The organism is Cellulomonas sp. PS-H5 (assembly GCF_019265565.1).
Lineage (GTDB): Bacteria > Actinomycetota > Actinomycetes > Actinomycetales > Cellulomonadaceae > Cellulomonas.
The window spans coordinates 19,733-43,541 of the sequence record NZ_JAHVCI010000016.1; the positions used below are offsets into that span (position 1 = coordinate 19,733).

Annotated in this window: 21 protein-coding genes; 9 read left to right on the top strand and 12 right to left on the bottom strand. The window is 75.0% G+C overall.

Annotation, left to right across the window (positions count from 1 at the left end):
- Positions 1 to 142: 142 nt before the first annotated feature.
- The 3 genes from J5O08_RS08610 to J5O08_RS08620 all read right to left on the bottom strand — a co-directional run bounded on the left by J5O08_RS08610 (position 143) and on the right by J5O08_RS08620 (position 4,005).
- Positions 143 to 616 (bottom strand): helix-turn-helix domain-containing protein, encoded by a 474-nt coding sequence (locus J5O08_RS08610; protein WP_217613881.1) that lies wholly within the window; start codon positions 614 to 616, stop codon positions 143 to 145.
- Positions 617 to 660: 44 nt separating this feature from the next.
- Positions 661 to 1,710: a GNAT family N-acetyltransferase gene (locus J5O08_RS08615; protein WP_218706461.1), complete on the bottom strand. Its 1,050-nt coding sequence runs from the start codon at positions 1,708 to 1,710 to the stop codon at positions 661 to 663.
- A 102-nt stretch (positions 1,711 to 1,812) separates the two neighbouring features.
- Positions 1,813 to 4,005, bottom strand: a complete 2,193-nt coding sequence (locus tag J5O08_RS08620) for a DNA topoisomerase IV subunit B (RefSeq protein ID WP_255589504.1) — start codon at positions 4,003 to 4,005, stop codon at positions 1,813 to 1,815.
- Positions 4,006 to 4,155: 150 nt separating this feature from the next.
- Here J5O08_RS08620 and J5O08_RS08625 point away from each other — a divergent pair, with 150 nt between their 5' ends.
- Positions 4,156 to 4,395, top strand: a complete 240-nt coding sequence (locus tag J5O08_RS08625; protein WP_154730727.1) for a hypothetical protein — start codon at positions 4,156 to 4,158, stop codon at positions 4,393 to 4,395.
- 108 nt (positions 4,396 to 4,503) lie between these two features.
- On the opposite strand, the gene J5O08_RS08630 is transcribed toward J5O08_RS08625, so the two are convergent.
- The 4 genes from J5O08_RS08630 to J5O08_RS20895 form a co-directional block, all read right to left on the bottom strand.
- On the bottom strand, positions 4,504 to 5,553 hold the full coding sequence (locus J5O08_RS08630) for a zinc-binding dehydrogenase (RefSeq protein ID WP_218706463.1): 1,050 nt from the start codon (positions 5,551 to 5,553) through the stop codon (positions 4,504 to 4,506).
- A 193-nt stretch (positions 5,554 to 5,746) separates the two neighbouring features.
- Positions 5,747 to 7,309 (bottom strand): RNA polymerase sigma factor, encoded by a 1,563-nt coding sequence (locus tag J5O08_RS08635; RefSeq protein ID WP_308160794.1) that lies wholly within the window; start codon positions 7,307 to 7,309, stop codon positions 5,747 to 5,749.
- Between the two features lie 291 nt (positions 7,310 to 7,600).
- Complete coding sequence (locus J5O08_RS08640; RefSeq protein WP_218706464.1) at positions 7,601 to 7,999, bottom strand: universal stress protein; 399 nt, start codon at positions 7,997 to 7,999, stop codon at positions 7,601 to 7,603.
- 128 nt (positions 8,000 to 8,127) lie between these two features.
- On the bottom strand, positions 8,128 to 9,486 hold the full coding sequence (locus J5O08_RS20895; protein WP_255589505.1) for a DUF4192 domain-containing protein: 1,359 nt from the start codon (positions 9,484 to 9,486) through the stop codon (positions 8,128 to 8,130).
- Between the two features lie 127 nt (positions 9,487 to 9,613).
- Here J5O08_RS20895 and J5O08_RS08650 point away from each other — a divergent pair, with 127 nt between their 5' ends.
- Positions 9,614 to 10,132, top strand: a complete 519-nt coding sequence (locus J5O08_RS08650) for a hypothetical protein (protein WP_218706465.1) — start codon at positions 9,614 to 9,616, stop codon at positions 10,130 to 10,132.
- 17 nt (positions 10,133 to 10,149) lie between these two features.
- Positions 10,150 to 11,268, top strand: coding sequence for a polyprenyl synthetase family protein (locus J5O08_RS08655; protein WP_218706466.1), 1,119 nt, complete (start codon positions 10,150 to 10,152; stop codon positions 11,266 to 11,268).
- Between the two features lie 21 nt (positions 11,269 to 11,289).
- Here J5O08_RS08655 and J5O08_RS08660 read toward each other — a convergent pair whose 3' ends face one another.
- Positions 11,290 to 11,709, bottom strand: coding sequence for an Rv2175c family DNA-binding protein (locus J5O08_RS08660; RefSeq protein WP_308281489.1), 420 nt, complete (start codon positions 11,707 to 11,709; stop codon positions 11,290 to 11,292).
- 262 nt (positions 11,710 to 11,971) lie between these two features.
- Between J5O08_RS08660 and J5O08_RS08665 the strand changes: the two genes are divergently transcribed.
- From J5O08_RS08665 to J5O08_RS08680, 4 genes are all read left to right on the top strand, one after another.
- A complete protein-coding gene (locus tag J5O08_RS08665; protein WP_218706468.1) occupies positions 11,972 to 13,387 on the top strand; it encodes a LysM peptidoglycan-binding domain-containing protein in 1,416 nt (471 codons plus the stop codon).
- A gap of 39 nt (positions 13,388 to 13,426) precedes the next feature.
- A complete protein-coding gene (pknB, locus tag J5O08_RS08670) occupies positions 13,427 to 15,448 on the top strand; it encodes a Stk1 family PASTA domain-containing Ser/Thr kinase (RefSeq protein WP_255589506.1) in 2,022 nt (673 codons plus the stop codon).
- An 85-nt stretch (positions 15,449 to 15,533) separates the two neighbouring features.
- Entirely contained in the window at positions 15,534 to 15,914 is a 381-nt protein-coding gene (locus J5O08_RS08675; RefSeq protein ID WP_218706504.1) for a helix-turn-helix transcriptional regulator, read from the top strand.
- Positions 15,915 to 15,919: 5 nt separating this feature from the next.
- The gene (locus J5O08_RS08680; protein ID WP_217613891.1) at positions 15,920 to 16,333 is read left to right on the top strand and encodes a VOC family protein; all 414 of its coding nucleotides are present in this window, start codon (positions 15,920 to 15,922) and stop codon (positions 16,331 to 16,333) included.
- A gap of 81 nt (positions 16,334 to 16,414) precedes the next feature.
- Here the strand turns inward: J5O08_RS08680 and J5O08_RS08685 are convergent, their stop codons facing one another.
- From J5O08_RS08685 to J5O08_RS08695, 3 genes are all read right to left on the bottom strand, one after another.
- The gene (locus J5O08_RS08685) at positions 16,415 to 17,767 is read right to left on the bottom strand and encodes a class II 3-deoxy-7-phosphoheptulonate synthase (RefSeq protein WP_218706472.1); all 1,353 of its coding nucleotides are present in this window, start codon (positions 17,765 to 17,767) and stop codon (positions 16,415 to 16,417) included.
- Positions 17,767 to 18,987, bottom strand: a complete 1,221-nt coding sequence (locus tag J5O08_RS08690) for a pyrophosphate--fructose-6-phosphate 1-phosphotransferase (RefSeq protein WP_166940381.1) — start codon at positions 18,985 to 18,987, stop codon at positions 17,767 to 17,769. The genes J5O08_RS08685 and J5O08_RS08690 overlap by 1 nt, the downstream gene beginning before the upstream one ends.
- A gap of 135 nt (positions 18,988 to 19,122) precedes the next feature.
- On the bottom strand, positions 19,123 to 19,914 hold the full coding sequence (locus J5O08_RS08695; protein ID WP_240934046.1) for a 1-acyl-sn-glycerol-3-phosphate acyltransferase: 792 nt from the start codon (positions 19,912 to 19,914) through the stop codon (positions 19,123 to 19,125).
- A gap of 83 nt (positions 19,915 to 19,997) precedes the next feature.
- On the opposite strand from J5O08_RS08695, the gene J5O08_RS08700 reads away from it, so the two are divergent.
- The gene (locus J5O08_RS08700; RefSeq protein ID WP_218706474.1) at positions 19,998 to 20,645 is read left to right on the top strand and encodes a hypothetical protein; all 648 of its coding nucleotides are present in this window, start codon (positions 19,998 to 20,000) and stop codon (positions 20,643 to 20,645) included.
- 81 nt (positions 20,646 to 20,726) lie between these two features.
- Here J5O08_RS08700 and J5O08_RS08705 read toward each other — a convergent pair whose 3' ends face one another.
- A complete protein-coding gene (locus J5O08_RS08705; protein WP_218706475.1) occupies positions 20,727 to 21,671 on the bottom strand; it encodes an ROK family glucokinase in 945 nt (314 codons plus the stop codon).
- Between the two features lie 275 nt (positions 21,672 to 21,946).
- On the opposite strand from J5O08_RS08705, the gene J5O08_RS08710 reads away from it, so the two are divergent.
- Complete coding sequence (locus J5O08_RS08710) at positions 21,947 to 23,755, top strand: long-chain fatty acid--CoA ligase (RefSeq protein ID WP_218706477.1); 1,809 nt, start codon at positions 21,947 to 21,949, stop codon at positions 23,753 to 23,755.
- Positions 23,756 to 23,809: the final 54 nt, after the last annotated feature.

Consider the following 23,809-nt stretch of genomic DNA (forward strand, 5'->3'; position numbering starts at 1 on the left):
GCCACCGCGCCGAGTGTGTACGCGACACGTCGAGTGCCTATCCCCTGGATAGGCACTCGCGGGGCCACGCGGGCGGACGGGCGCACGGGCCGAGCTCGCGGCCTCCAGGACGACCCGCCGGCGCAGCGCCGGCGGGCGCGGGTCAGCGGGCCTGGCCCGTGGCGGCGATGCGCGCGCGGACCAGGCCCGACACCTCGACCAGCGACGCCACCTGCGCGTCGTCCAGCGGCGACAGCAGCAGGTCGCGCACCAGCACCCGGCGGGTCTGCTGCGCGGCCCGCGCGGCCGCCTCGCCCGCCTCGGTGAGGCAGACGACCGTGCCGCGGCCGTCCTGGCGGTCGCGGCTGCGCGTCACGAGCCCGCGGGACTCCATGCGGCGCAGCTGGTGCGAGACCCGGCTGTCCTGCCACTCGGCCGCGGCGGCGAGGTCCTTGGCCCGCAGACCGGGGTGCCCGGCCGCGAGCAGCGGCTCGAGCAGCTCGAGGTCGGCGACGGACACGCCGGCGTCGGCGCCGAGCCCGCGCTCGAGCGCCGTGAACATCTCCCGGGAGAGTCCCAGGTACATGCGCCAGGTGGCGTCCTCGTCGACCTGCGCGCGCCCGTCCTCTGGAGCCATGGGCACAGCGTAGGGCCCCGCCGTCGCGCGACGGGGCCGTTCCGTCAGACCTCGATCGTGTACATGATCGCGCCGTGCGTCACCTCGTAGCCGAGGCTGGCGTACAGGCCGTGCGCGCCCGACGGGTTCTCGGTGTCGACGTCGAGCTCCGCGTACTGCATGCCGTCCGCCCGGAACGACGCCATGGCGGCGGTCAGCAGCGCCGGGGCGAGGCCGCGTCCGCGCCACGCGCGCCGGACGCCGAGCAGCTCGGTGTAGCCCGACGTGAACCCCGCGATCTCCCAGTCGTGCTCGTACCGGCCGGAGATCGTGTAGCCCGCGACCTCACCAGTGGCCTCGTCGAGGGCCACGTGGCTCCACTGCGGGGCGAACATCGCGCGGCCCTGCTGCCAGTGCTCCGCCGTCCGGGGCTCGCTCCCCCAGTGGTCGGCGAACGCCTCGTTGTGCGCCAGCCGCACGGCGTCGTCGAGCTCGGCCGACCACGGCACGACGCGCACGCCGTCGAGCGGGCGGGGCTCCGGCAGCGGCCGGGACAGGTCCCGGCGCATGTCGGTGAAGTACCGGATCGGCGCGAACCCCGCGGCGGCGTGCAGGGCGAGGGCGTCGGCGCGGTGGTCCTCGAGGAAGGCGGCGATGCGCCCCGGGGCGTCCTTGCCGGACTCCGCGAGCTTCTGCCGGGCCCGGGCGGTCGCCCAGGCCAGGACCGCGCGCCCGATGCCGCGACCGCGCCACTCCGGGTCCACTCCGCCCGACACCCACACGCGGATGACCCGGACGTCCCCGGGCGGCGCGTCGAGGCTGATCCACGCGCGCGGGACCCCGTCGGCGTCGAGCCCGACCCGCGTGTCCCGCGCCGGGTCCTTCCAGTCGCCGTCGAAGCCCTCGCCGACCTCGGTCTCGCTGGTGCGGAACGGCTGGGCGTCGGCGGCCTCGATGCGCGCGATCAGCGCGGCCAGCACGGGGACGTCGTCGCGGGTCAGCGGTCGCCAGGTCAGGCCCGTGGCGGCGGGGTCGGGCTCGGGGAGCGTCGCGCGCGCGGCGGCGCGCACCGCGAGCGGCGGGACGGCGGCGGGCGTCTCAGGCGTCTCGGGCATGCGGGACACGGTGCCCGACGGCCGCCCGCCCTGTCACGCGGAATCGCCGCGGACGACCCCGAGGCGCAGGTCACGGACGCGCGCCCCGGGGGACCCGCGGCGTCAGGCGTCGATCTGCGAGGCGTCCAGCGTCGACGCTCCGGCCACGATGAAGTCCTTGCGCGGCGCGACGTCCGAGCCCATGAGCAGCTCGAACGTCTCCTCCGCGCTGCGGACCAGCGCGTCGGCGGACTCGGCGGCGGGCAGGGTCACCCGGCGCAGCGTGCGGTGCCGGGGGTCCATCGTCGTCTCCGACAGCTGGTCCGCGTCCATCTCGCCGAGGCCCTTGTAGCGCTGGATGTCCTCCTTGTAGCGCTTGCCGGCCTTGTCGAGCTTCTTCAGCGTCGCGGTGAGCTCGGCCTCCGAGTACGTGTAGATGTACTCGTTCTTCCGGCTGCCGGCGCCGATCACCTCGATGCGGTGCAGCGGCGGGACCGCGGCGTACACCCGGCCGGCCTCGACCAGCGGGCGCATGTACCGGAAGAACAGCGTGAGCAGCAGGGTGCGGATGTGCGCGCCGTCGACGTCGGCGTCGGTCATCAGCACGATCTTCCCGTACCGCGCGGCGTCGAGGTCGAACGTGCGGCCGGAGCCCGCGCCGATCACCTGGATGATCGCGGCGCACTCGGCGTTGCGCAGCATGTCCGAGATCGACGCCTTCTGGACGTTGAGGATCTTGCCGCGGATCGGCAGCAGCGCCTGGAAGTCCGACGACCGCGCGAGCTTGGCGGTGCCGAGCGCGCTGTCGCCCTCGACGATGAACAGCTCGCTGCGCGACACGTCGTCGCTGCGGCAGTCGGCGAGCTTCGCGGGCAGGGACGAGGATTCCAGCGCCGTCTTCCGGCGGGAGATCTCCTTCTGCTTGCGCGCCGAGACGCGGGCGCGCATCTCCCCCACGACCTTGTCGAGCAGCGCGGCCGACTGGGCCTTGTGCTCGCGCTTGGCCGACGTCATCAGCGCGGCGAGCTCGGTGTCGACGACCTTCGCGACGATGTTCCGGACCGGGGCGGTGCCGAGCACCTCCTTGGTCTGGCCCTCGAACTGCGGCTCGGCCAGCCGGACGGTCACGACGGCGGTGAGGCCGGCGAGCACGTCGTCCTTCTCGATCTTCTCCCCGCCGTCCTTGGCGGAGATCTTCAGCCGGCGGGCGTTGGCCTCGACCTGCTTGCGGATCGTGCGGAGCACCGCGGTCTCGAAGCCCGCCAGGTGCGAGCCGCCCTTGGGCGTCGCGATGATGTTGACGAAGGTGCGGACCTCGGTCTCGTAGCCCGTGCCCCAGCGGAGCGCCACGTCGACCTCGCAGTCGCGCTGCACCTCCTGCGGGGTCATGTGCCCGCGCGCGTCGAGGACCGGCACCGTCTCCGAGAACGTGCCCGAGCCTGTGAGCTGCCAGGTGTCGGTGACCGGGGCGTCCGGGGCGAGGAAGTCGGCGAAGTCGACCGTGCCGCCGTCGTGCCGGAACACCTCCTCGTGCGGGCCCTCGGCCGCGGGCGTGCCGGGCAGGCCCCGCTCGTCGCGGACCGTGATCGTCAGGCCCGGCACCAGGAAGCTGGTCTGCCGTGCGCGGGTCACGAGCTCGTCGTAGGAGAACACCGCCGACGTCGGGAAGATGTTCCGGTCGGCCCAGTACCGGATGCGGGTGCCCGTGCGGCCCTTGGCGACCTTGCCGACGACGTCGAGCTGCGAGCGGGCGACGAACGGCTCGAACGGCGACTCGGGGCTGCGGCCCGCCGCGTCGTCGAACACGCCCGGCTCGCCGCGGTGGAACGTCATGCGGTGCGTCTTGCCGCCGCGGTCCACCTCGACGTCGAGGCGCTCGGACAGCGCGTTGACCACCGAGGCGCCGACGCCGTGCAGGCCGCCGGACGCGCCGTACGAGCCGCCGCCGAACTTGCCGCCCGCGTGCAGCTTGGTCAGCACGACCTCGACGCCGGTCAGGCCGGTCTTGGGCTCGACGTCGACCGGGATGCCGCGGCCGCTGTCGCGGACCTCCACCGACGAGTCGGCGTGCAGCACGATGTCGATGCGGTCGCCGTGGCCGGCCAGGGCCTCGTCGACCGAGTTGTCGATGATCTCCCAGAGGCAGTGCATGAGGCCCCGGGAGTCGGTGGAGCCGATGTACATGCCCGGGCGCTTGCGGACCGCCTCGAGCCCCTCCAGCACGGAGAGGTGACGGGCGGTGTAGCTGGACTCGGCGGAAGCGGTCGACACGAGTCCCGAGGGTAATCGCTCGGACCGGCAGAACCGCGGCACCATGCCGCTCCCGGGCGCCGTTCCTCAGGACGCCGTGCGCGCGCGGTCACGATCCGGTGTCGGTCGCGTGACAGGTCGATGACGTCGGGTGATCCGGCGTACGCGGTGAGCGAACCACCCGCCCTCGACGGGAAGGATCCCGGCCGGAGATGGTTGTATGACAACGTGACGGAGACGATCGAGACCACGAACCCGCTGACCGCAGCCGACCGCTGCGACCGCTGCGGCGCTCAGGCCTACGTCCGCGTGCAGCTGCCCGTGGGCGAGCTCCTGTTCTGCGCGCACCACGCGCGCGAGCACGCGCCGAAGTACTCGCAGGTCGCGACCCACGTGCAGGACGAGACGGACAAGCTGCTCGCCGAGCACGGAGCCGGAGCCGGCGCCGCTCGCTGAGCCGCGCCACGAGACCGGCGGCGCACCGGGGACCGGTGCCGCACGCCGCGACGACACGAAGGACGGGGCCCGTCCGGCTGCAGCCGGACGGGCCCCTTCCGTGTGCGGTCACCGCCGCAGGACGACCTTGAGCGCGTCGTGCTGCGCGGCGGCGCCGAACACCTCGTACGCCTCGTGCATCTGGTCGAGCGCGAACGTGTGGGTCCCCATCGGGCGGATGTCGAGCGAGCCCTCCGCCACGAGGTCCAGCAGCATCGGCGCCGTGACGCCGTCGACCAGGCCCATCGTGACGGTGATGTTCTCGATCCACAGCCGGTCGATCGGCAGCGTCACCGGGTGCCCGTGCACGCCGATGTTGGCGACGTGGCCGTACGGGACCACGAGGTCGAACGCCGCCTCCAGGGTCTGCGGGAGGCCGACGGCCTCCATCACGACGTCCGCGCCGCGCCCGCCGCAGAGCGCCCGCACCTCGTCCTGCCAGCCGGCGGCACCCGAGTTCACGGCGTGCGTCGCGCCGAAGTCCTGCACGGCCCGGTCGAGCCGGAACGGGTCGAGGTCGACCGCGACCACCCGGCGGGCGCCGTGCAGGTGCGCGGTCGCCATGGCCGCGAGCCCGACCGGACCGGCGCCGATGCAGACCACTGTGTCGCCGGGCGAGACCGCGCCGTTGCGGACGCCCATCTCGTAGCCGGTCGGGAAGATGTCCGACAGGAAGATCACCTCCTCGTCGGACAGGCCCGCCGGCACGCGGTGCAGCGACGTGTCGCCGAACGGCACCCGGACCAGCTCCGCCTGGGTGCCGTCCACCAGGTGCCCGAGCACCCAGCCGATCCCGCCGACCGACTGGCAGTGGCTCGCCCGGCCGACCCGGCAGTAGCGGCACGTGCCGCACGACGTGATGGCCGGCACGACGACGCGGTCCCCCACCGCGAACTTCCCGACGCTCGCACCGACCTCGACCACGGTGCCGACGGCCTCGTGGCCCAGGACGCGCCCGGGCGTGACCGCGGGGACGTCGCCGAGCAGGATGTGCAGGTCCGTGCCGCAGATCGTGGTCGTGTCGACCCGGACGACCACGTCGGTCGCGTCGACGACGTGCGCATCGGGCACGTCCCCCCACTCCTTGCGTCCCGGGCCGTGGTAGACGAGTGCCTTCATCGCGGGACCTCCTCCGGCGGGCGCCGTCGCCCGCCTGCCTGGGTCGCCTCGCCGTCGAGGTGACCTTCGTCCCCCATCCACCTCCGGCGCGCGCGGCCCCGAGTGGGACCGAGGTCCCGATCCGGACATCCCGCCGCCCCCGGGTACGACGAAGGGCCCACCCCGTGCGGGATGGGCCCTTCGTGGTACCGGCTCAGTCCAGGTAGTCGCGCAGCACCTGGGAGCGGCTCGGGTGGCGCAGCTTGGACATCGTCTTCGACTCGATCTGGCGGATCCGCTCACGGGTCACGCCGTAGACCTTGCCGATCTCGTCCAGCGTCTTCGGCTGGCCGTCCGTGAGGCCGAACCGCATCGAGACGACGCCGGCCTCGCGCTCGGACAGGGTGTCCAGCACCTGGTGCAGCTGCTCCTGGAGCAGCGTGAAGCTCACCGCGTCCGCGGGCACGACGGCCTCGGAGTCCTCGATGAGGTCGCCGAACTCGCTGTCGCCGTCCTCGCCGAGCGGGGTGTGCAGCGAGATCGGCTCGCGGCCGTACTTCTGGACCTCGACGACCTTCTCGGGGGTCATGTCGAGCTCCTTGGCGAGCTCCTCCGGCGTGGGCTCCCGACCGAGGTCCTGGAGCATCTGCCGCTGCACGCGCGCCAGCTTGTTGATGACCTCGACCATGTGCACCGGGATGCGGATGGTGCGGGCCTGGTCGGCCATCGCGCGGGTGATCGCCTGGCGGATCCACCACGTGGCGTACGTCGAGAACTTGTAGCCCTTGGTGTAGTCGAACTTCTCGACCGCGCGGATCAGACCGAGGTTGCCCTCCTGGATCAGGTCCAGGAACAGCATGCCGCGGCCGGTGTAGCGCTTGGCGAGCGAGACGACCAGGCGGAGGTTGGCCTCGAGCAGGTGGTTCTTGGCGCGGCGGCCGTCCTGCGCGATCCACTGGAGCTCGCGGCGCGCCTTCGGCTCGAGGTCGTCGCCGATCGCGGCGAGGCGCTCCTCGGCGAACAGGCCGGCCTCGATGCGCTTGGCGAGCTCGACCTCCTGCTCGGCGTTCAGCAGCGCGACCTTGCCGATCTGCTTGAGGTAGTCCTTGACCGGGTCGGCGGTGGCGCCCGCGGTCACGACCTGCTGGGCCGGGGCGTCGTCCTCGTCGCGGTCGGACACGACGAAGCCGGTGTCCGTGGACTCCTCGGCCGCGGGGGCCTTCGTGGCGGCGGCGGGGGTCTCCTCGGACTCGCCGTCCTCCGTGGTCTCCTCGGCGTCGTCGCCGGCCTCGATCTCGGTGTCGTCGATCTCGACGTCCTCGAGCTCGACGTCCTCCTCGTCGCCGTCCTCGTCCGACTTGGCCTTGGTGGCCTTCGTCGCCTTGACGGGCTTGGCGGTGGCGGCCTTGCCGGCGGTCGCCTTCTTGGCGGCCGGCTTGGCGGCGGCGGCACGCGTCTTGCGGGCGGGCTTCTCGGCCGCCTCGTCTCCGTCCTCGGCCGCGACGACGGCCTTGGCCGACGGGCGCGCCTTGGCGGTGGTGGCCGCGACGGCGCGGGCGGGCGCGGCGGTCGGCTCCTCGATGGTGATGCCGGCGTTGGCCAGACCGCGCACGACGGCCTTCAGCCGCCTGGCGTCCTCCACCTGAGCGGCCTCGCACGCGTGACGCAGCGCAGCGGCGTCGACGCTGCCGTTGGTGCGCCCGGCGCGCACGAGGTCCTGCAGGGCGGGGTGCTCGAACTCACGCGGGAGTGTGGGGGTGGGAGTCTGGGGCGTCACGAATGACCTTTCGGCAGCAAGGGACCCGGTTCGGCGCATCGGGTACCTCGATATTGTACCGGCCCGCACCCACCTCGGGATGCCCCCGGACGGGCGGCGAGGCCTCGGTCCGGCAGGCCGGATGACCTGTCGTAGGTGCTCAACGCACGACGCCCGCCACGGATTCCCGTGGCGGGCGTCGGAGGTGCGCGGATCCCAGGCCCCGGCGTGTCCCGGGCACCCGGGCGTGTCGGCGCCGAGGTGCCGGGGCGCGTCGGCGCCGACGTGCCGGGGCGTGCCCGGAGCCCCGGGTCAGCTCGGGTCGGGCTTGACCGCCAGGACCGGGCAGGGGGAGTCGAGCAGGATGCGCTGGGCGTTGGCGCCGAGGATGAGCTTGCCCACCGGGCTCCGCCGGCGCAGGCCGATGACGATGAGGGTGGCGTCGGTCTCCTCCGCGGTGCCGATGAGCGACTCCGCGACGTCGCGCCCGCCGGTGATGACGCGGACGTCGTGCGGGACGTCCTCCGACTCGAGCGACTCGCGGACCTCGTCGAGCGCGGCGGCGAGCTCGGCCCGCTGCTCGTCGGTCTCGTCCCCGCGCTCGCTCACGACGACGACCAGCGGCTCGGACCGCCGGACCGCCTCGCCCGTCGCCGCGGCGAGGGCGGCACGCCCCTCGACCGTCGCCAGGTACCCGACCACGATGCTCATGTGTGCTCCTCGCACGTGCGCTGTGCGTCCTCGGGCGCGCACCGGTGCGCCGTCGCGCGGGTGCGGGCCGTGGACCGTGGTCCGACCGTACCGGAAGGGGTCGGGGCGCACGACCGGCCGCGGGGCGCTCAGCAGCGGCGACGCACCCACCCGGGCGGGAGCCCTGCGCCGAGGGCCCGGTCGAGCAGCTCGGCGAGCCGGTGACCGGGGTCCTGGTCGAGCGCCCGCTCGACGAGGACCGAGGCCCGGACGGCGTCCCCGTCCCACCACGCCAGGAGGGCGAGCACGGTGAGGGCGGGCGCCTGCTGGTCGCGGCGCCCGTGCGCGACCACCTGCTCGAGGAGGGTCCGCCCCGCCGCCGTGACGTCCTCGCGGGGTTCCCGGCCCCGGACGGGGTCGACCACCAGGTCGAGCGCGGCGCGCACCCGGTCGGAGACGTCGGTGGCGTCGGGCTCGGACCCGCGGTCGGCGCCGTCCCCGACCCGTCCGCCCTCCGCGCCCGGGGACCGGTCGCCGTCCTCCTCGGGCCACCGGTCCTCACCCTGCCCCGGGCCGCCCGGGAGGACCGGGAGGCCTGGGCCCGCCACGCCGGCGCGGAGCACCGCCTCCGGAAGCCCGGCGTCGTCCGGGTCGACGAGGGTCAGCACGACGGCGTCGCGCACGACCGGGTCGAGCAGCGCGGCCTCGAGCCGCCCGAGGACCGCTGCGGACGGACGCGGCCCCAGGGGGTCCTGGCTCGCGCCGGCCGCGGTCCGCCACGCGTCGAGCGACCGCCGCCGCCAGCGCAGGACCGCGTCCGGCCCGTCGGCGCGCAGCAGGGCGTCGAGCCAGCGCGACCGGGCGGCCGCGGCGGACCGGCGCGGGCCGGGGGCCGCCGGGCGCACCAGCCCGAGCTCCTCGCGCGACCCGGCCACCCCGCCGCGGGCGCCGACCAGCCGACCCGCGAGCTCCCCGCCCGACAGGTCGGCGAGCGGGTGGCCGCCCACCGGGCAGCAGCCGGGGTCCCGGCAGTCCAGCCCGACGTAGCGCCCCTCGTCGACGGACCAGACGGTCATCGGCGCGAGGTCGGCGACGGCGCGCCGGAGCACGTCCGCGGCGCGCCCGGCGCGGGAGCCGCGGGCGACCCGCAGGCCGCGGTCGGGGTCGCGCGGGTCACCCTCCCCCGCGTGCAGGACGACGACGACCTCCGCGGCCCCGTCCGCGCGCAGATGACCCGCGAGCGAGTCGGCGAGCAGCGCGCCGTCCAGCCCCACGAGGTCGGCCAGGTCGGTGCGCACGACGACCCCGAGCCGGCGGCCCGGCGGCCGGAGCGACACGAGCACGGCGGAGTCCCGCGGCGGGAAGCCGAGCAGGTACGGCACGAGCGCGAGCAGCTCGCGGGGGTGCCCGAGCCGGAGCGTGGCGCGGGGGTCGGAGGGGCCGGCGGCGGGGACGTCGGCGGGAGGGTCGTCGGGCCGGGAGCCCGGCCGGGGCGCTGTGGTCGTCATGGCCCCACCCGACCGCACCGCGGGCAGCACCCGCCGCGCCACCGGCCCCGCCCTGGGGACGGCGCACCACCTCCGTGCCTGTGGAGGGCTCGGCACCCGCTCACCGAGCGGCGCTACTGTGGCGCCCGTGCTCCGCCGTCCCGCCGCCGTCGTCCTCCTCGCCCTCGTGGCTCTCGGCACGGCGGGCTGCACCGGCGACGACGACGCCGCCCGGCCGACCGGCACCGCCGCGACCGGCACCGCCACGGCTCCCGCGCCGGCGCCCACCGAGTCGCTCCTGCCGAGCCCGACGTCGACGGGGTCCGCGGTCGGCGACCTGGCGGCCGGGTTCCCGTCGGACCTGGTGTCCCCGCCCGAGGGCAGCGAGATCCTGGTCTCGAGCGCCGACACCGACGCGGCGACCGGGCTGACGACGATCAGCCTCAACCTGCGCAGCCCGCTCGCGACGGACCAGCTGGTCCAGGCGGTGCGGGACCAGCTGGTCGCGGCCGGCTTCGCCGAGACGGTGGTCGACCCCGGCTCCACCGGCCTGGCGGCGACGTCGACGTTCGTCCGCGGGGACGGCGCCGCGGAGCTGCTGACGCTCGGCGTGCTCGACCGCGACGGCGTCCGCACGCTCACGCTGGGCGGGACCGTCCGGCTGTGAGGCCCTAGGCTCGCCGGGTGAGCACCGCCCCCGCACTCGTCGACGCCGAGGACCTCCGCACCCGGGTCGACGCCCTGCTCACGGAGCACGTCGAGGCGCTGCTGCCCGAGCTCGTCCGGTCCGGCGCGGGCGCGGCGCCGCTCGCCGAGGGCCTGAGCCACATGCTCGGCGGCGGCAAGCGGCTGCGGGCGGCGTTCTGCTGGTGGTCGTGGCGCGCGCACGGCGGCGACCCCACCTCGCCCGAGGCGGAGGTGGTGCTCCGCGTCGGGGCGGCGCTCGAGCTGTTCCAGGCGGCGGCGCTGTTCCACGACGACGTGATGGACGACTCCGACACCCGGCGCGGGCAGCCCGCGGCGCACCGGCGGTTCGCCGCCCGGCACGCCGAGCAGGGCTGGTCCGGCGACCCCGACCGGTTCGGCGAGTCCGCGGCGATCCTGCTCGGCGACCTCGCCCTCGTCGCGAGCGAGCGCGAGTTCGCGCGCGCGGTGGCGGACCTCGCGGCGGACCGGCGCGCCGCCGCGCACGCGGTGTTCGAGCGGATGCGGACCGAGGTCACCGTCGGGCAGTACCTCGACCTGCTCGCCGAGGTGCTGCCCTGGGGCGAGGACCCGGCGGCGGACGAGCAGCGCGCCCGCGAGGTCATCGTCGCCAAGGCGGCGCGCTACAGCGTCGAGCACCCGCTGCTGCTCGGCGCCGTCCTCGCCGGCGCCGGCGAGGACGCGCTCGCCGCCACCGCCGCGTACGGCCTGCCGCTCGGCGAGGCGTTCCAGCTCCGGGACGACCTGCTCGGCGTGTTCGGCGACCCCGCCACGACGGGCAAGCCGGCGGGCGACGACCTGCGCGAGGGCAAGCGGACCGTGCTGGTGGCGCGGGCGATGGCCCGCGCCCGGGCCGCGGGCGACGCCGGGCTCGCGGACGCGCTGCACGCCGGGCTCGGCGACCGCACGCTCGACGACGAGGCGTGCCGGTCGCTCGCCGCCCGGATCGAGGCCAGCGGCGCCGTGGCCGAGGTCGAGGGGCTCATCGCCGACCTCAGCGCGCGCGGGTTCGCCGCGCTCGCCCGGGCGGAGCTCACCGAGGACGGCCGGGCGATGCTCGTCGCCCTCGGCCACGCGGCGGTCGACCGCCGGGCCTGAGCCCGGCGGCCGGCGCGCGCGTCAGAGCAGCGCCTGCGCCCGGCGCCGCACCTCGGTCTTGTGGCCCGCGCGCAGCGCGTCCACCGGCCGGCCCGGCAGCGACTCGTCGGGCGTGAACAGCCAGGCGATCGCCTCGGCGTCCGACATGCCGACGTCCCCGAGCACCGACAGCGTCCCCTGCAGCGAGGCGAGCACGGCCGAGCGCGCCTCGGGCGCCTCCTCGGCGTATCCCTCGGGCGCGGTGGCGGGGTTCCGCGCGTCGACCGGCACGAGGAAGGCGGCGGGGATGCTCAGGACGGGCGGGTCGCCGCGGCGGACGCCGGCGAGGCGGCGCTCCTTGAGCAGACGGCGGACCTTCCCGGCGTCGACGCCGAGCTCCTCCGCCACGTCCGGCACGGTCAGCCAGGAGTCGACCAGGTCATCGGGGATCTGCGCAGTCACGCGGGCCAGCGTACTGACGCGCGGGCCCGGCGCGCGCACCGTCCCCCGTTCACCCTGGTGGTGCAGCGCGCTCGCCCGGGGGCGTGAGGAATGCGTCCGAAATGTCCTGGTCATTGCACCAAATGGCGCCCCCGACTTCCCAGGCCACAGGACGTGCACTACCGTCGCACTGGTCACTCCAGTCACACGAGTCACACCAGTCACGCGCCGCCGGCGCGTTCCGCCACCGCACCACGCCGTCTCAGCACCAGGGGTCCCCACCATGTCGCAGCCCGCCCTCGCCCTCACGGACCAGGCCGCGCGCGCCCTCGGCGCCCCGGCCCGCGCCGCGGGCCGCCGCGGTCGGCGCCTCGCCACCAGCACCGGCGCGCTCGCCATCGCCGCGGTCGCGGCCACCGCCGCGGCCCCCGCCGCGCACGCCGACGAGCAGTACACGGTGCGCTCCGGCGACACCGTCAGCCACATCGCCGCGAAGTACGGCACGAGCGTGACGGCGGTGCGCAGCGCCAACGGCCTGAACGGCAGCGCCTTCATCCGCGAGGGCCAGCGCCTGACGATCCCGACCGCCGGCGGCGGTGCGGCCACCACCGCCGCCACGCCCGCCTCCGCGGGCGGCGCGCACACGGTCGCCTCCGGCGAGACCGTGTCCGCCATCGCGAAGCGCTACGGCACCACGGTCGCGGCGATCACCTCCGCCAACGGGCTCGACTCCCGCGCGTTCATCCGCGTCGGCCAGACGCTGACGATCCCGGGCGCGGCCGGTGCCACGGCGTCCGGTGCCGCGGCGGCCGCCGCCCCGGCAGCGACCGGCGGCGCGCACACCGTCGCCTCCGGCGAGACCGTGTCCGCCATCGCGAAGCGGTACGGCACCACCGTCGCGGCGGTCGTCTCCGCGAACGGCCTGGACTCCCGCGCGTTCATCCGCGTCGGTCAGACCCTGACGATCCCGGGCGCGTCCGGCGCCGCCACGACGACCGCCGCCACCGCGCCCACCTCCGCGGGCGGCAAGCACACGGTCGCCTCCGGCGAGACCGTCTCGGCCATCGCGAAGCGCTACGGCACCACGGTCGCGGCGATCACCTCCGCCAACGGGCTCGACTCCCGCGCGTTCATCCGCGTCGGCCAGACCCTGACGATCCCCGGCGGGTCCGGCGCCGCGGCGGCCGCCGCCCCGGCCGCGACCGGCGGCGCGCAGCTGGTGGGCAACACGTTCCTCGGCCGCACCTACGCGCCGACCGTCGTCGCCTCCGCGAACGCGAACAAGGCCGCGCTGATCGCCATGGGCGTGCCGTCCAAGGGCGCGATGCAGGCCAAGGTGGCCGCGACGGCCCGCTCGATGGGCGTCGACCCGGCGCTGGCGCAGGCGATCGCGTTCCAGGAGTCCGGCTTCAACCACACCTCGGTCTCCCCCGCCAACGCCATCGGCACGATGCAGGTGATCCCGAGCTCCGGCGAGTGGGCCTCGCAGCTCGTGGGCCGCGACCTCAACCTGCTCGACCCCGACGACAACGTCGTGGCCGGCGTGGCGATCATCCGCCAGCTCGTCCGCACGTCGCCCGACCTGTCGACGGCCGTCGCGTCCTACTACCAGGGGGCGTCCTCGGTGAAGCGGAACGGCATGTTCAGCGACACCCGACGGTACGTCGCGAACGTCCAGACGCACATGGCGCGCTACTGACCGCGGGCCTCCGGGGTCCGGGGCGTCCTCGCCCGTAGAATGCCGCCCGTGGGAGCCACCGTCACCGATCCGCTCGTCGGCCGCCTGGTCGACGGGCGCTACGAGGTCGTCCAGCGCATCGCGCGCGGCGGCATGGCGACGGTGTACCTCGCGGTCGACCGCCGGCTCGACCGCGACGTCGCGCTCAAGGTCATGCACCCGCACCTGGCCGAGGGCCGGGCGGGCGCCGACTTCGTCGCGCGGTTCCGGCGCGAGGCGCGCGCGGCGGCCCGGCTCACCCACCCCGGCCTGGTCGGCGTGTACGACCAGGGCCTCGACGGCGACACCTCGTACCTGACGATGGAGTACGTCGACGGGGTCAACCTGCGCCGGCACCTCTCGGAGCGCGGCTCGCTGAGCGTGGGCGAGGCGCTCGGGGTCGCCGAGCAGGTCCTCGACGCGCTCGGCGCCGCGCACCGCGCCGGCCTCGTGCACCGCGACGTCAAGCCCGAGAACGTGCTGATGGCGACGGACGGGCGGATCAAGGTCGCCGACTTCGGGCTGGCCCGGGCGGTCACCGAGGTCACGTCGACGACCACCGGCACGGTGTTCGGCACGGTCGCCTACCTGTCGCCGGAGCTGGTCGTCCGGGGCGAGAGCGACGCCCGCACCGACGTGTACGCCACCGGCGTCCTGCTCTACGAGATGCTGACGGGCGCGCAGCCGTTCACCGGCGAGACGCCCATCCAGATCGCGTTCCAGCACGTCAACAACGACGTGCCCGCCCCGTCCGACGCCGACGGGGCCTCCTGGCTCCCGGTCGAGGTCGACGAGCTGGTCGGTGCGCTGGCCGCCCGCGAGCCCGAGGACCGCCCCGCCGACGCCGGCGCCGCGCTGGCCCTGCTGCGCCGCACCCGCACCGCGCTCGACCCCGCGACGCTCGCGCGCCGGGTCGACCGCGACCCCGTCGTGTCCCTCCCCCAGGCGACCGACCCCGAGCAGGACACCGGTTCCTCCGCGGTCGGCGCGCGCGCCGCCGGCGACCCGGCCGACGAGCCCGCGGAGCCCGGCGACGCCACCACCCGGCTCGAGACGCCCGGCCGCACGGTCGCACTGCCCATCGGCGCGGTGACCGTGTCCGGCTCCCCCGCCGCGGCGACCGCCCGGCGGCGCCGCCCGTGGCGCTGGGTCGTCGCGGCGGTCCTGCTGCTCGCCGCGATCGGCGGCGGCACCTGGTGGTACCTGGCGGTCGGCCCGGGCGCGTACACCACGGTGCCGGCGGTCTCCGGCCTCGCCGAGGACGACGCGCTGGGGGCGCTGGACGCCGCGGAGCTCGCGTCCGACGTCGTCCGCGCCTTCGACGACACCGTGCCCTCGGGCGACGTCGTCTCCGCCGACCCCGGGGACGGCGAGCGGGTCCGCAAGGACGGCACCGTCACGCTCACGGTCTCGAAGGGCGTCGACCTGGTGGCGATGCCGGCCGAGACCCTGGTCGGGAAGCTGCAGGCCGACGCCGAGGCGCTGCTCACCGCGGCCGGCCTCGACGCGGACTACGTGGAGGGCGACCACTGGGACGACGCCGCCGCCGTCGGCGCCGTGCTCGCCGTGACGGACGCGGACGGCACGCCGGTGGAGCCGGGCCAGGCGCTGCGGCGAGGCTCCACCGTGCTGCTCACGCTGTCCGACGGCCCCGAGCCCGTCCGGATCGTCTCGGTCGTCGGCGCCACGCTCGACGAGGCGACCGCCCAGCTCCGGGGCCTCGGGCTGGTCGTCGCCCCCGAGGAGGCGTTCAGCGACACCGTCGAGGCCGGCCGGGTCATCTCCCAGACCCCCGAGGGCGGCGCCCAGGGCAAGCGCACCGACACCGTCACGCTCCAGGTGTCGAAGGGCCCCGAGACCGTGGCGATGCCGAACCTCACCGGCAAGCAGTACAACGAGGCGGCGGCCGCGCTGGAGGCGCTCGGCCTGAAGGCGGAGCGGCGCAACGTGCTCGGCGGCCTGTTCGGCACCGTCCGGGACCAGAGCGTGCCGGCCGAGCAGCAGGTGGCCAAGGGCACGACGATCACGCTGACGGTCGTCTAGACCCCCGCAGCGGCGAGCGAGGAGGCGCGGCGTGCCCCACCCGTCCCTGGACGACCTGGTCCGGCTGCGCCGCGCGCGGGACCGGATGGACCGCGACTACGCCCAGCCCCTCGACGTCCCGACGCTCGCGCGCGACGCCCTGATGTCCGCCGGCCACTTCTCCCGGTCGTTCCGCGCCGCGTACGGCGAGACGCCCTACGGCTACCTGATGACCCGGCGGATCGAGCGGGCCAAGGCCCTGCTGCGGCGCGGCGACCTCAGCATTACCGACGTGTGCGTCGAGGTCGGGTGCACCTCCCTGGGCTCCTTCAGCGCGCGGTTCTCCGAGCTGGTGGGGATGAGCCCGTCCGCCTACCGCGCGCAGCAGCACGACGCCGGCGCGGCGGTGCCCGCGTGCGTCGCGAAGGTCCGCACCCGACCGGTCAGGAACGGAGAAGCGCCGCGCGACCCGGTCCCTCTAGCGTGACGGCCATGGACATCACGCTGCAGCAGTGCTTCATCGCCGTGCACGACCACGACCTGGCCCTGGCGTTCTACCGGGACGTGCTGGGCCTGGAGGTGCGCAACGACGTCCGGTTCGAGGGGATGCGGTGGCTGAGCGTCGGCCCGCCGAACCAGCCGGACGTCACGATCGTGCTCGAGCCGCCGCTCGCGGACCCGGGCGCGTCGGACGCCGACAAGCAGGCCATGGCCGAGCTGCTCGCCAAGGGCCTGCTGCGCGGCGTCATCTTCCAGACCGACGACGTCGACGCGACCTTCGAGCACATCCGCGCCGCCGGTGGCGAGGTGCTCCAGGAGCCCATCGACCAGCCGTACGGCGTGCGGGACTGCGCGTTCCGCGACCCGTCGGGCAACATGCTGCGGTTCAACCAGCGCGCGGCCTGACGACCGCAGCAGCCCGGGCACGCACGACGACGGCCGCCGCCCCTGGCGGAAGGGGTCGGCGGCCGTCGCCGCGCGCGGGGGTCAGGAGCGCCGGAGCAGCTCCACGACCTGGAACGCGAGCTCCAGCGACTGCTGGTGGTTGAGCCGCGGGTCGACCAGCGTCTCGTACCGGCGCGCCAGCCCGGCGTCGTCGATCTCCTCGGCGCCGCCGAGCACCTCGGTGACGTCGTCCCCGGTGAGCTCGATGTGCAGGCCGCCCGGCACGGTGCCGAGCGCGCGGTGCACCTCGAAGAACCCGGCGACCTCGTCCATGACGTCGGAGAACCGGCGGGTCTTGTAGCCCGAGGCGGACGTGATGCCGTTGCCGTGCATCGGGTCGCACACCCAGGTGACCGGGCGGCCGTCGGCCGTGACCTTCTCCACCAGCGAGGGCAGGAGGTCGCGGATCTTGCCGGCGCCCATGCGGGTGATGAACGTGATCCGGCCGGCCTCGGCGCTCGGGTTGAGCTTGTCGATCAGGCGCAGCGCGTCGTCCGCGGTGGACGTCGGGCCGAGCTTGATGCCGAGCGGGTTGTGCACGCGGCTGAAGTAGTCGACGTGCGCCCCGTCGAGCTGCCGGGTGCGCTCCCCGATCCAGAGGAAGTGCGCCGAGCAGTCGTACGGCAGGCCGGTCCGCGAGTCGATCCGGGTGAGCGGCCGCTCGTAGTCGAGCAGCAGCCCCTCGTGGCTCGCGTAGAAGTCGACGGTGCGCAGGGCGTCGAAGTCGGCGCCGCACGCCGCCATGAACCGGATGGCCCGGTCGATCTCGGCGGCGATCTCCTCGTAGCGGGCGTACGCCGGGTTGGCGGTGAACCCGCGGTTCCACTCGTGCACCCGCAGCAGGGACGCGAAGCCCCCGGTGGTGAACGCGCGGATCAGGTTCAGCGTCGACGCCGACGTGTGGTACGCGTCGAGCAGCCGCTCGGGGTTCGGCGTGCGGGCCTCGGGGGTGAACTCGAAGCCGTTGATGATGTCGCCCCGGAACGCGGGCAGCGTGACGCCGTCGCGGGTCTCCGAGTCCGACGACCGCGGCTTCGCGTACTGCCCGGCCATCCGGCCCATCTTGATGACGGGCAGGCTGGCGCCGTACGTGAGCACGACCGCCATCTGCAGGACCGTCATGATCTTGCCGCGGATGTTGTCCGCGGTGGCCTCGGCGAAGGTCTCGGCGCAGTCGCCGCCCTGCAGCAGGAACGCCTCGCCGCGCCCGGCGGCCGCGAGCTGGCCGCGCAGCGCGTCGGCCTCCCCCGCGAACACCAGGGGCGGCAGCCCGGCGAGCCGGTCGGTCACGCGCTGGAGCGCGTCCCGGTCCGGCCACGCCGGCTGCTGCGTCACGGGCAGGTCCCGCCAGGCCTCGAGCCCCTGCAGGACCCGCGGGTCCGCCTCGACGCTCATCAGTGCGCCGTCGCGGGCACCAGGGGCTGCCCGATGCCCTCCAGGATCGCGCCGAACCACGGCTGCGAGACGTCGAACGCCTTGCCGCCGGCGATCCGCGGGAACGCGATGGCCTTGAGGCGGTCGCCGTCCTCCTCGTCGTGGCCGATCACGCCGGACTCGCCCCGCAGCGCGCACTCGACGGCGAGGTCGGTCATCGACTTGATGAGGCGCAGGTCCTCGGCGTTCGCGGCCGCGGCGCGCGAGTAGTAGCCGGACTTCTGGACCATGACCTTCTCGGCGCCGAGCTTCTCCGCGAACTGCTTCGCGAACCACTGTCCCGGGTTGATCGTGTCGAGCTTGACGTGGCCGAACGGGTCGCGCGGCACCTCGGCGCCGGACGCCTCGAGCTGCTCGACGATCTCGTGCATGCCCGCGCCCTCGGACAGGAAGATGTTGACGTTGCCCTGGGTGTCCATGATCGCCTTGAGGCGCGCGGCCTCGGCGTCGATGTCGAGCGCCAGCTCGGGCAGGAACACGGCGTGCACGTCCCAGCGCTCGCGCGTCAGGCCGAGGGCCGGGGCCCACTCCTGGCGGTCGAGCCACTTGCGGTACTCGGCGGCCGCGGCGGCGGTCAGCCACCCGCAGTGCCGGCCCATGACCTCGTGGACGATGAGCATGCGCGGGCCGGAGCGGTGCTCGCCGATGACGTTCGCGGCGAAGCCGGCGGCCTCCTCGGCGGCGGTCCACGCGCCGAGCGACTGCTTGATCGGCACCACGTCGTTGTCGATGGTCTTCGGCAGGCCGACGACGGTCAGGCCGTAGTCGTTGTCCGCCAGGTACGCGGCGAGGTCGGCCGCGGTGGTGTTGGTGTCGTCGCCGCCGATGGTGTGCAGCACGTCGACGCCGTCGGCCTTGAGCTGCTCGGCCGCGACCTGCAGCGGGTCCTGGCCCTCCTGGACCAGCCCGCGCTTGACGCAGTCGGCCGCGTTGGTGAGCTTGACCCGCGAGTTGCCGATCGGCGAGCCGCCGAACCGGTGCAGCAGGTGCGCCTGCGCGCGGCCCTCGGCGTCGATCACGATCTTGTCGCCGCGCAGGAGCCCGTGGTACCCGTGCTGGTAGGCGATGATCTCGACCTCGGGGGCGATCTCGGTGTAGCGCTCGATGAGGCCACCGACGGCCGAGGACAGGCACGGAGCGAAGCCACCCGCGGTCAGGAGCGCGACGCGACGAACCGACATGAGACACACCTCTCGATAGAACAGCACAGCTGGGTCATCCCAGCCCCGGGGCCACTGAAGGGCACCCCGCGGGACCGGACCCGGGACCGAGGTCCTCGGGTCGCGCCGCGCGGTGCGCGACGGACGCGGCTCATCCTACTGAGCCGCGGACTCCTCCTCCGGCGGGACCGGAGGCTGGACATCGGGCACGGCCCGGCCGCCGGGCGCGGTCGGCTCGGGGGCCGCCGGGCCGGTCGCCGCGGGGTGCCCGGTGGCGATGCGCGCCTTCTGGGTCGCGGCGTAGATGTCCACGTACTCCTGGCCGGACAGGGCCATGAGCGCGTACATGATCTCGTCGGTCACCGAGCGCAGGATGAACCGGTCGTTCTCCATGCCCTTGTACCGGCTGAAGTCGAGCGGCTCGCCGATGACGATGCCGATGCGCCGAGGCCGCGGCAGGCGCTGGCCGAGCGGCTGCGCCTTGTCCGTGTCGACCATCGCGACGGGGATGACCGGGGCGCCCGACTCCAGGGCCATGCGCGCCACGCCGGTCTTGCCGCGGTAGAGGCGGCCGTCGGGGCTGCGGGTGCCCTCGGGGTAGATGCCGAACAGCTTGCCCTCGGCGAGCCGGTTCAGGCCGGTGCGCAGCGCCGCCTCGGAGGCCTTGCCGCCGGAGCGGTCGACCGGGATGGTGCCGACGCCGCGCATGAAGCCCGCGGTGAGCCGGCCCTTGAGCCCGCGGCCCGTGAAGTACTCGTTCTTGCCGATGAACACGATCTCGCGGTCCAGCACCAGCGGCAGGAAGAACGAGTCGACGACCGCCAGGTGGTTGCTGGCCAGGATCGCCGCGCCGCTGCTCGGCACGTGCTCCGCGCCCCGCACCCACGGGCGGAACAGCAGGTGCAGCAGCGGGCCCACCAGGACCCGCTTCATGAACCAGTAGAACAACCTGCCACCTCTCGCCCTCGTCGTGCGGGCCGTCGGGCACCCGTCGGGTGCCCGGCGCTCCTAGCCGACTCTAGAGTGCTGCCATGGCTCCGCGTCCCGACCGCCCCGACCCGTCGCCCGACGGCGACGAGCCCGACGGCCCGCGCGCCGACCGGCAGCACGACCCCTCCGGCGACCGCGTCACCGACGAGCAGTGGGCCGCCATCGTCGCGGAGCTCCGCGGCGACTCGGACCCGACCGGGCCGGCGGAGCCGCCGGCGGCCGCCGCCGCAGGCCAGGACGACCCGCGGACGTCGTCCGGTCCCGCCGTAACCTACCCCGTCGCGCCGTGGGTGACCGACCGGCGCGTCGTGCGTCCCGCGCGCGCGGAGCCCGCGCCGCCCGCCGAGGCCGGTCCCCCGGACCCCGGCACGCCGCCGCTGTCCGGCCGCGACTGGGACGCGACCGACCAGATGGACGAGGCCGAGCGGCGGGTCGACGAGGCGGAGCACTTCCGGCCGCCGGACCCGGGCCCGGTGCTGGGCGGCGACCCGCTGCTCACGATGGCGTGGCTGGCGATCGCGCTCATGCCCGTGGTGTGGCTCGTCGTGCTGATCTTCTGGCGGGACGCGCCGCCCGTCGTCATGCAGGCGTCGGTGGTGACGTTCGTGCTGGGCCTGGTCGTCCTGCTCTGGCGGATGCCGCACCGGCGGGACACGGAGCACGACGACTCGGACGGCGCGGTCGTCTGACGCACCCGGACGCGCGACGGGCGCGCCGGACGCGGGGTCTCCCCCGGCTCCGGCGCGCCCGTCGCGGACGTGCGGGTGGCCTCAGCGGCGCGCGAGGTCCGCCGCGCCCACGATGCCCGCGTCGTTGCCCATCGAGGCGAGCGCGAACGTCGCCTCCGGGCGGTGGCCGCGCGCCGACAGCTGGTCGAGGAACGCGCGGCGGGCCGGGGCCAGCAGCAGGTCGCCCGCGGCGCTGACGCCGCCGCCGATGACGACGATCGAGGGGTCCAGCAGAGCCGCGACGGACGCGGAGCCCTCGCCGATCCACCGGCCGAGCTCGGCCAGCAGCTCGACGGCCAGCGGGTCGCCCTCCTGGGCGGCCTGGGTGACGTGCGGGCCGGTCAGCGCGTCGGCGTCGCCGCCGGCGAGCTCCAGCAGCCGGGTGCCGCGGGCCGGCTCGGTGATGAGCGCGGACTGCGCGTCGCGCACCAGAGCGCTGCCGGAGGCGTACTGCTCCCAGCAGCCCTCGTGCCCGCAGCCGCAGTAGTGGCCCCCGGGGACGACGCGCATGTGGCCGACCTCGGCCGCGACGCCCCAGGCGCCGAGCACGAGCTCGCCGTTGACCACGATGGCGCCGCCGAGGCCGGTGCCGATCGTGAGCAGCAGCATGTCCTGCTCGTCCCGCGCCGCACCGAACCGGAACTCGGCCCAGCCGGCCGCGTTCGCGTCGTTCGCCACGACGATCTTGACCTCGTCGCCGATCTCCTTCGCGACGATGTCGCGCAGCGGGTGCTCGCGCCACGGCAGGTTCGGGGTGAACAGCACGGTGGCCTGGTCGGTGCCGATGAAGCCGGGGGCGGCGAGGCCGATCGCGCCGATCTCGTACTGCTCGGCGAGCTCCTGGCAGGCCTCGATGACGCCGCGGTCGACGCTCCCGGAGTCGCGGGGGTCGGTGTCGCGACGCGTCTTCGCGATGATCCGGCCGTCCTCGTCGACCACACCGGCGGCGATCTTCGTCCCGCCGATGTCCACACCGATGGCGTGCATGCTTCCCTGCTTCCGCGTGAGATCTCTGCGTGGCGCACCCGCGAGGACCGCCGGACCGGGACGCTGCACCGGTGCCGCGGCGGCGACACTGCGCGCGTGCGCCCCCACGCTAGCGTGCTGGGCGGCCTTCTCTGCACACGCTCCCAGCGCGCGGGCGGTTCTCGCGCCGGCGCACGCGCCGGCCACCCGCTCGGGGGACGTGTCGGGCGCCGCGATCGGGACGAAAGTCCCCTATGCTCCTGACACCCTTCCGACGCCTGACAACGGAGCCAGCCATGGAGGAGTTCAGCACACCCCTGCTCATCGAGGCGGGGCCGCGGGAGAACCTGCTCGACCTGCTCGCCACGCGCGTGGCCGAGACCGGCGACGGCCCGCTGATGGAGTACAAGACGCCCGGGACGACGTCCTGGCGCACGGTGAGCGCCGCGCAGTTCGACCGCCGGGTGCGCGACGTGGCGCGCGGGTTCGTCGCGCACGGCGTCCGCCCGGGCGACCGGGTCGGCATCATGTCCCGCACCCGGTACGAGTGGACCGTGCTCGACTGGGCGCTGTGGAGCGCCGGGGCCGTCCCGGTCCCGGTCTACGAGACCTCGTCCGCCGAGCAGGTGCACTGGATCCTCACCGACGCCGCGGTGACGCTGCTGGTCGTCGAGACCGCGGAGCACGCCGCCACGGTCGCCGAGGTCCGCCCGGAGGCGCCGCTGCTGCAGGACGTGCTCCTGATCGACGGCGGCGCGGTGGACGCGCTGGCCGCCGAGGGCGCCGCGGTGCCCGACTCGGAGGTGGACCGGCTGCGCCGGCACGCCGGCCGGGACGACCTCGCGACGATCATCTACACCTCCGGCACGACCGGCCGCCCCAAGGGCGTCGAGCTCACCCACGGCAACTTCGCGGTGCTCGCCCGCAACGCCGTCGAGGGGCTGCACGAGGTGGTGGCGACCCCCGGCGCGCGGACGCTGCTGTTCATGCCGCTGGCGCACGTGTTCGCCCGGTTCGTCGAGGTGCTCTGCATGCCCGCCGGCGCCGTCCTCGGGCACACGCCGGACACCAAGCAGCTGCTGCAGGACCTGGGCGAGTTCCGGCCGACGTTCATCCTCTCGGTGCCCCGGGTGTTCGAGAAGGTCTACAACTCGGCGGAGCAGAAGGCCGCGGCGGGCGGGAAGCTGAAGATCTTCCAGTGGGCCGCGCGCACCGCGATCGCGTACTCGAAGGCGCTGGACGCCGGCGGGCCGTCGCTCGGGCTGCGGGCGCAGCGGGCCGTCGCGGACCGGCTGGTGTTCCACAAGCTCCGCGCCGCGATGGGCGGGCAGATCGAGTGGGCGATCTCCGGCGGCGCCCCGCTGGGCGAGCGGCTCGGGCACTTCTTCCGCGGCATCGGCGTCCGGGTGCTCGAGGGCTACGGCCTGACCGAGACCACCGCACCCGCCACGGTGAACATGCCGGGCAAGACCCGCATCGGCACCGTCGGCCCGCCGCTGCCCGGCACCGCCGTCCGGATCGCCGCCGACGGCGAGGTCGAGGTCCGCGGGCACCAGGTGTTCGGGCGGTACCACGGCAACCCGGTCGCGACCGCCGAGGCGTTCGACGACGGCTGGTTCCGCACCGGCGACCTCGGGTCGCTCGACGAGGACGGGTACCTGCGGATCACCGGGCGCAAGAAGGAGATCATCGTGACCGCGGGCGGCAAGAACGTCGCCCCTGCGGTGCTCGAGGACCGGCTGCGCGCGCACCCGCTGATCAGCCAGGTGGTCGTGGTCGGCGACGGGCGGCCGTTCATCGGGGCCCTGGTGACGCTCGACGCCGAGGGGCTGCCGGGCTGGTGCGCGGCGCACGGCCTGCCGGAGCTGTCCGTGGCGGACGCCGCCGCGCACCCGGACGTGCTCGCGTCGATCGACGAGGGCGTGGAACGGGCCAACCGCGCGGTGTCCCGGGCGGAGTCCATCCGGCGGTACCGCATCCTCGACCGGGACCTCACGATCGCGGGCGGGTACCTGACGCCGAAGCTGAGCGTCCGGCGGACGCACGTCCTCAAGGACTTCGCGACGGACGTCGAGGCGATCTACGCGGGCGACCAGGCGGGCTGAGCGGGCGGCCGGCCGACCGGTGACGACCTCACCGGCCGGCCGGGCGCGGTGCCG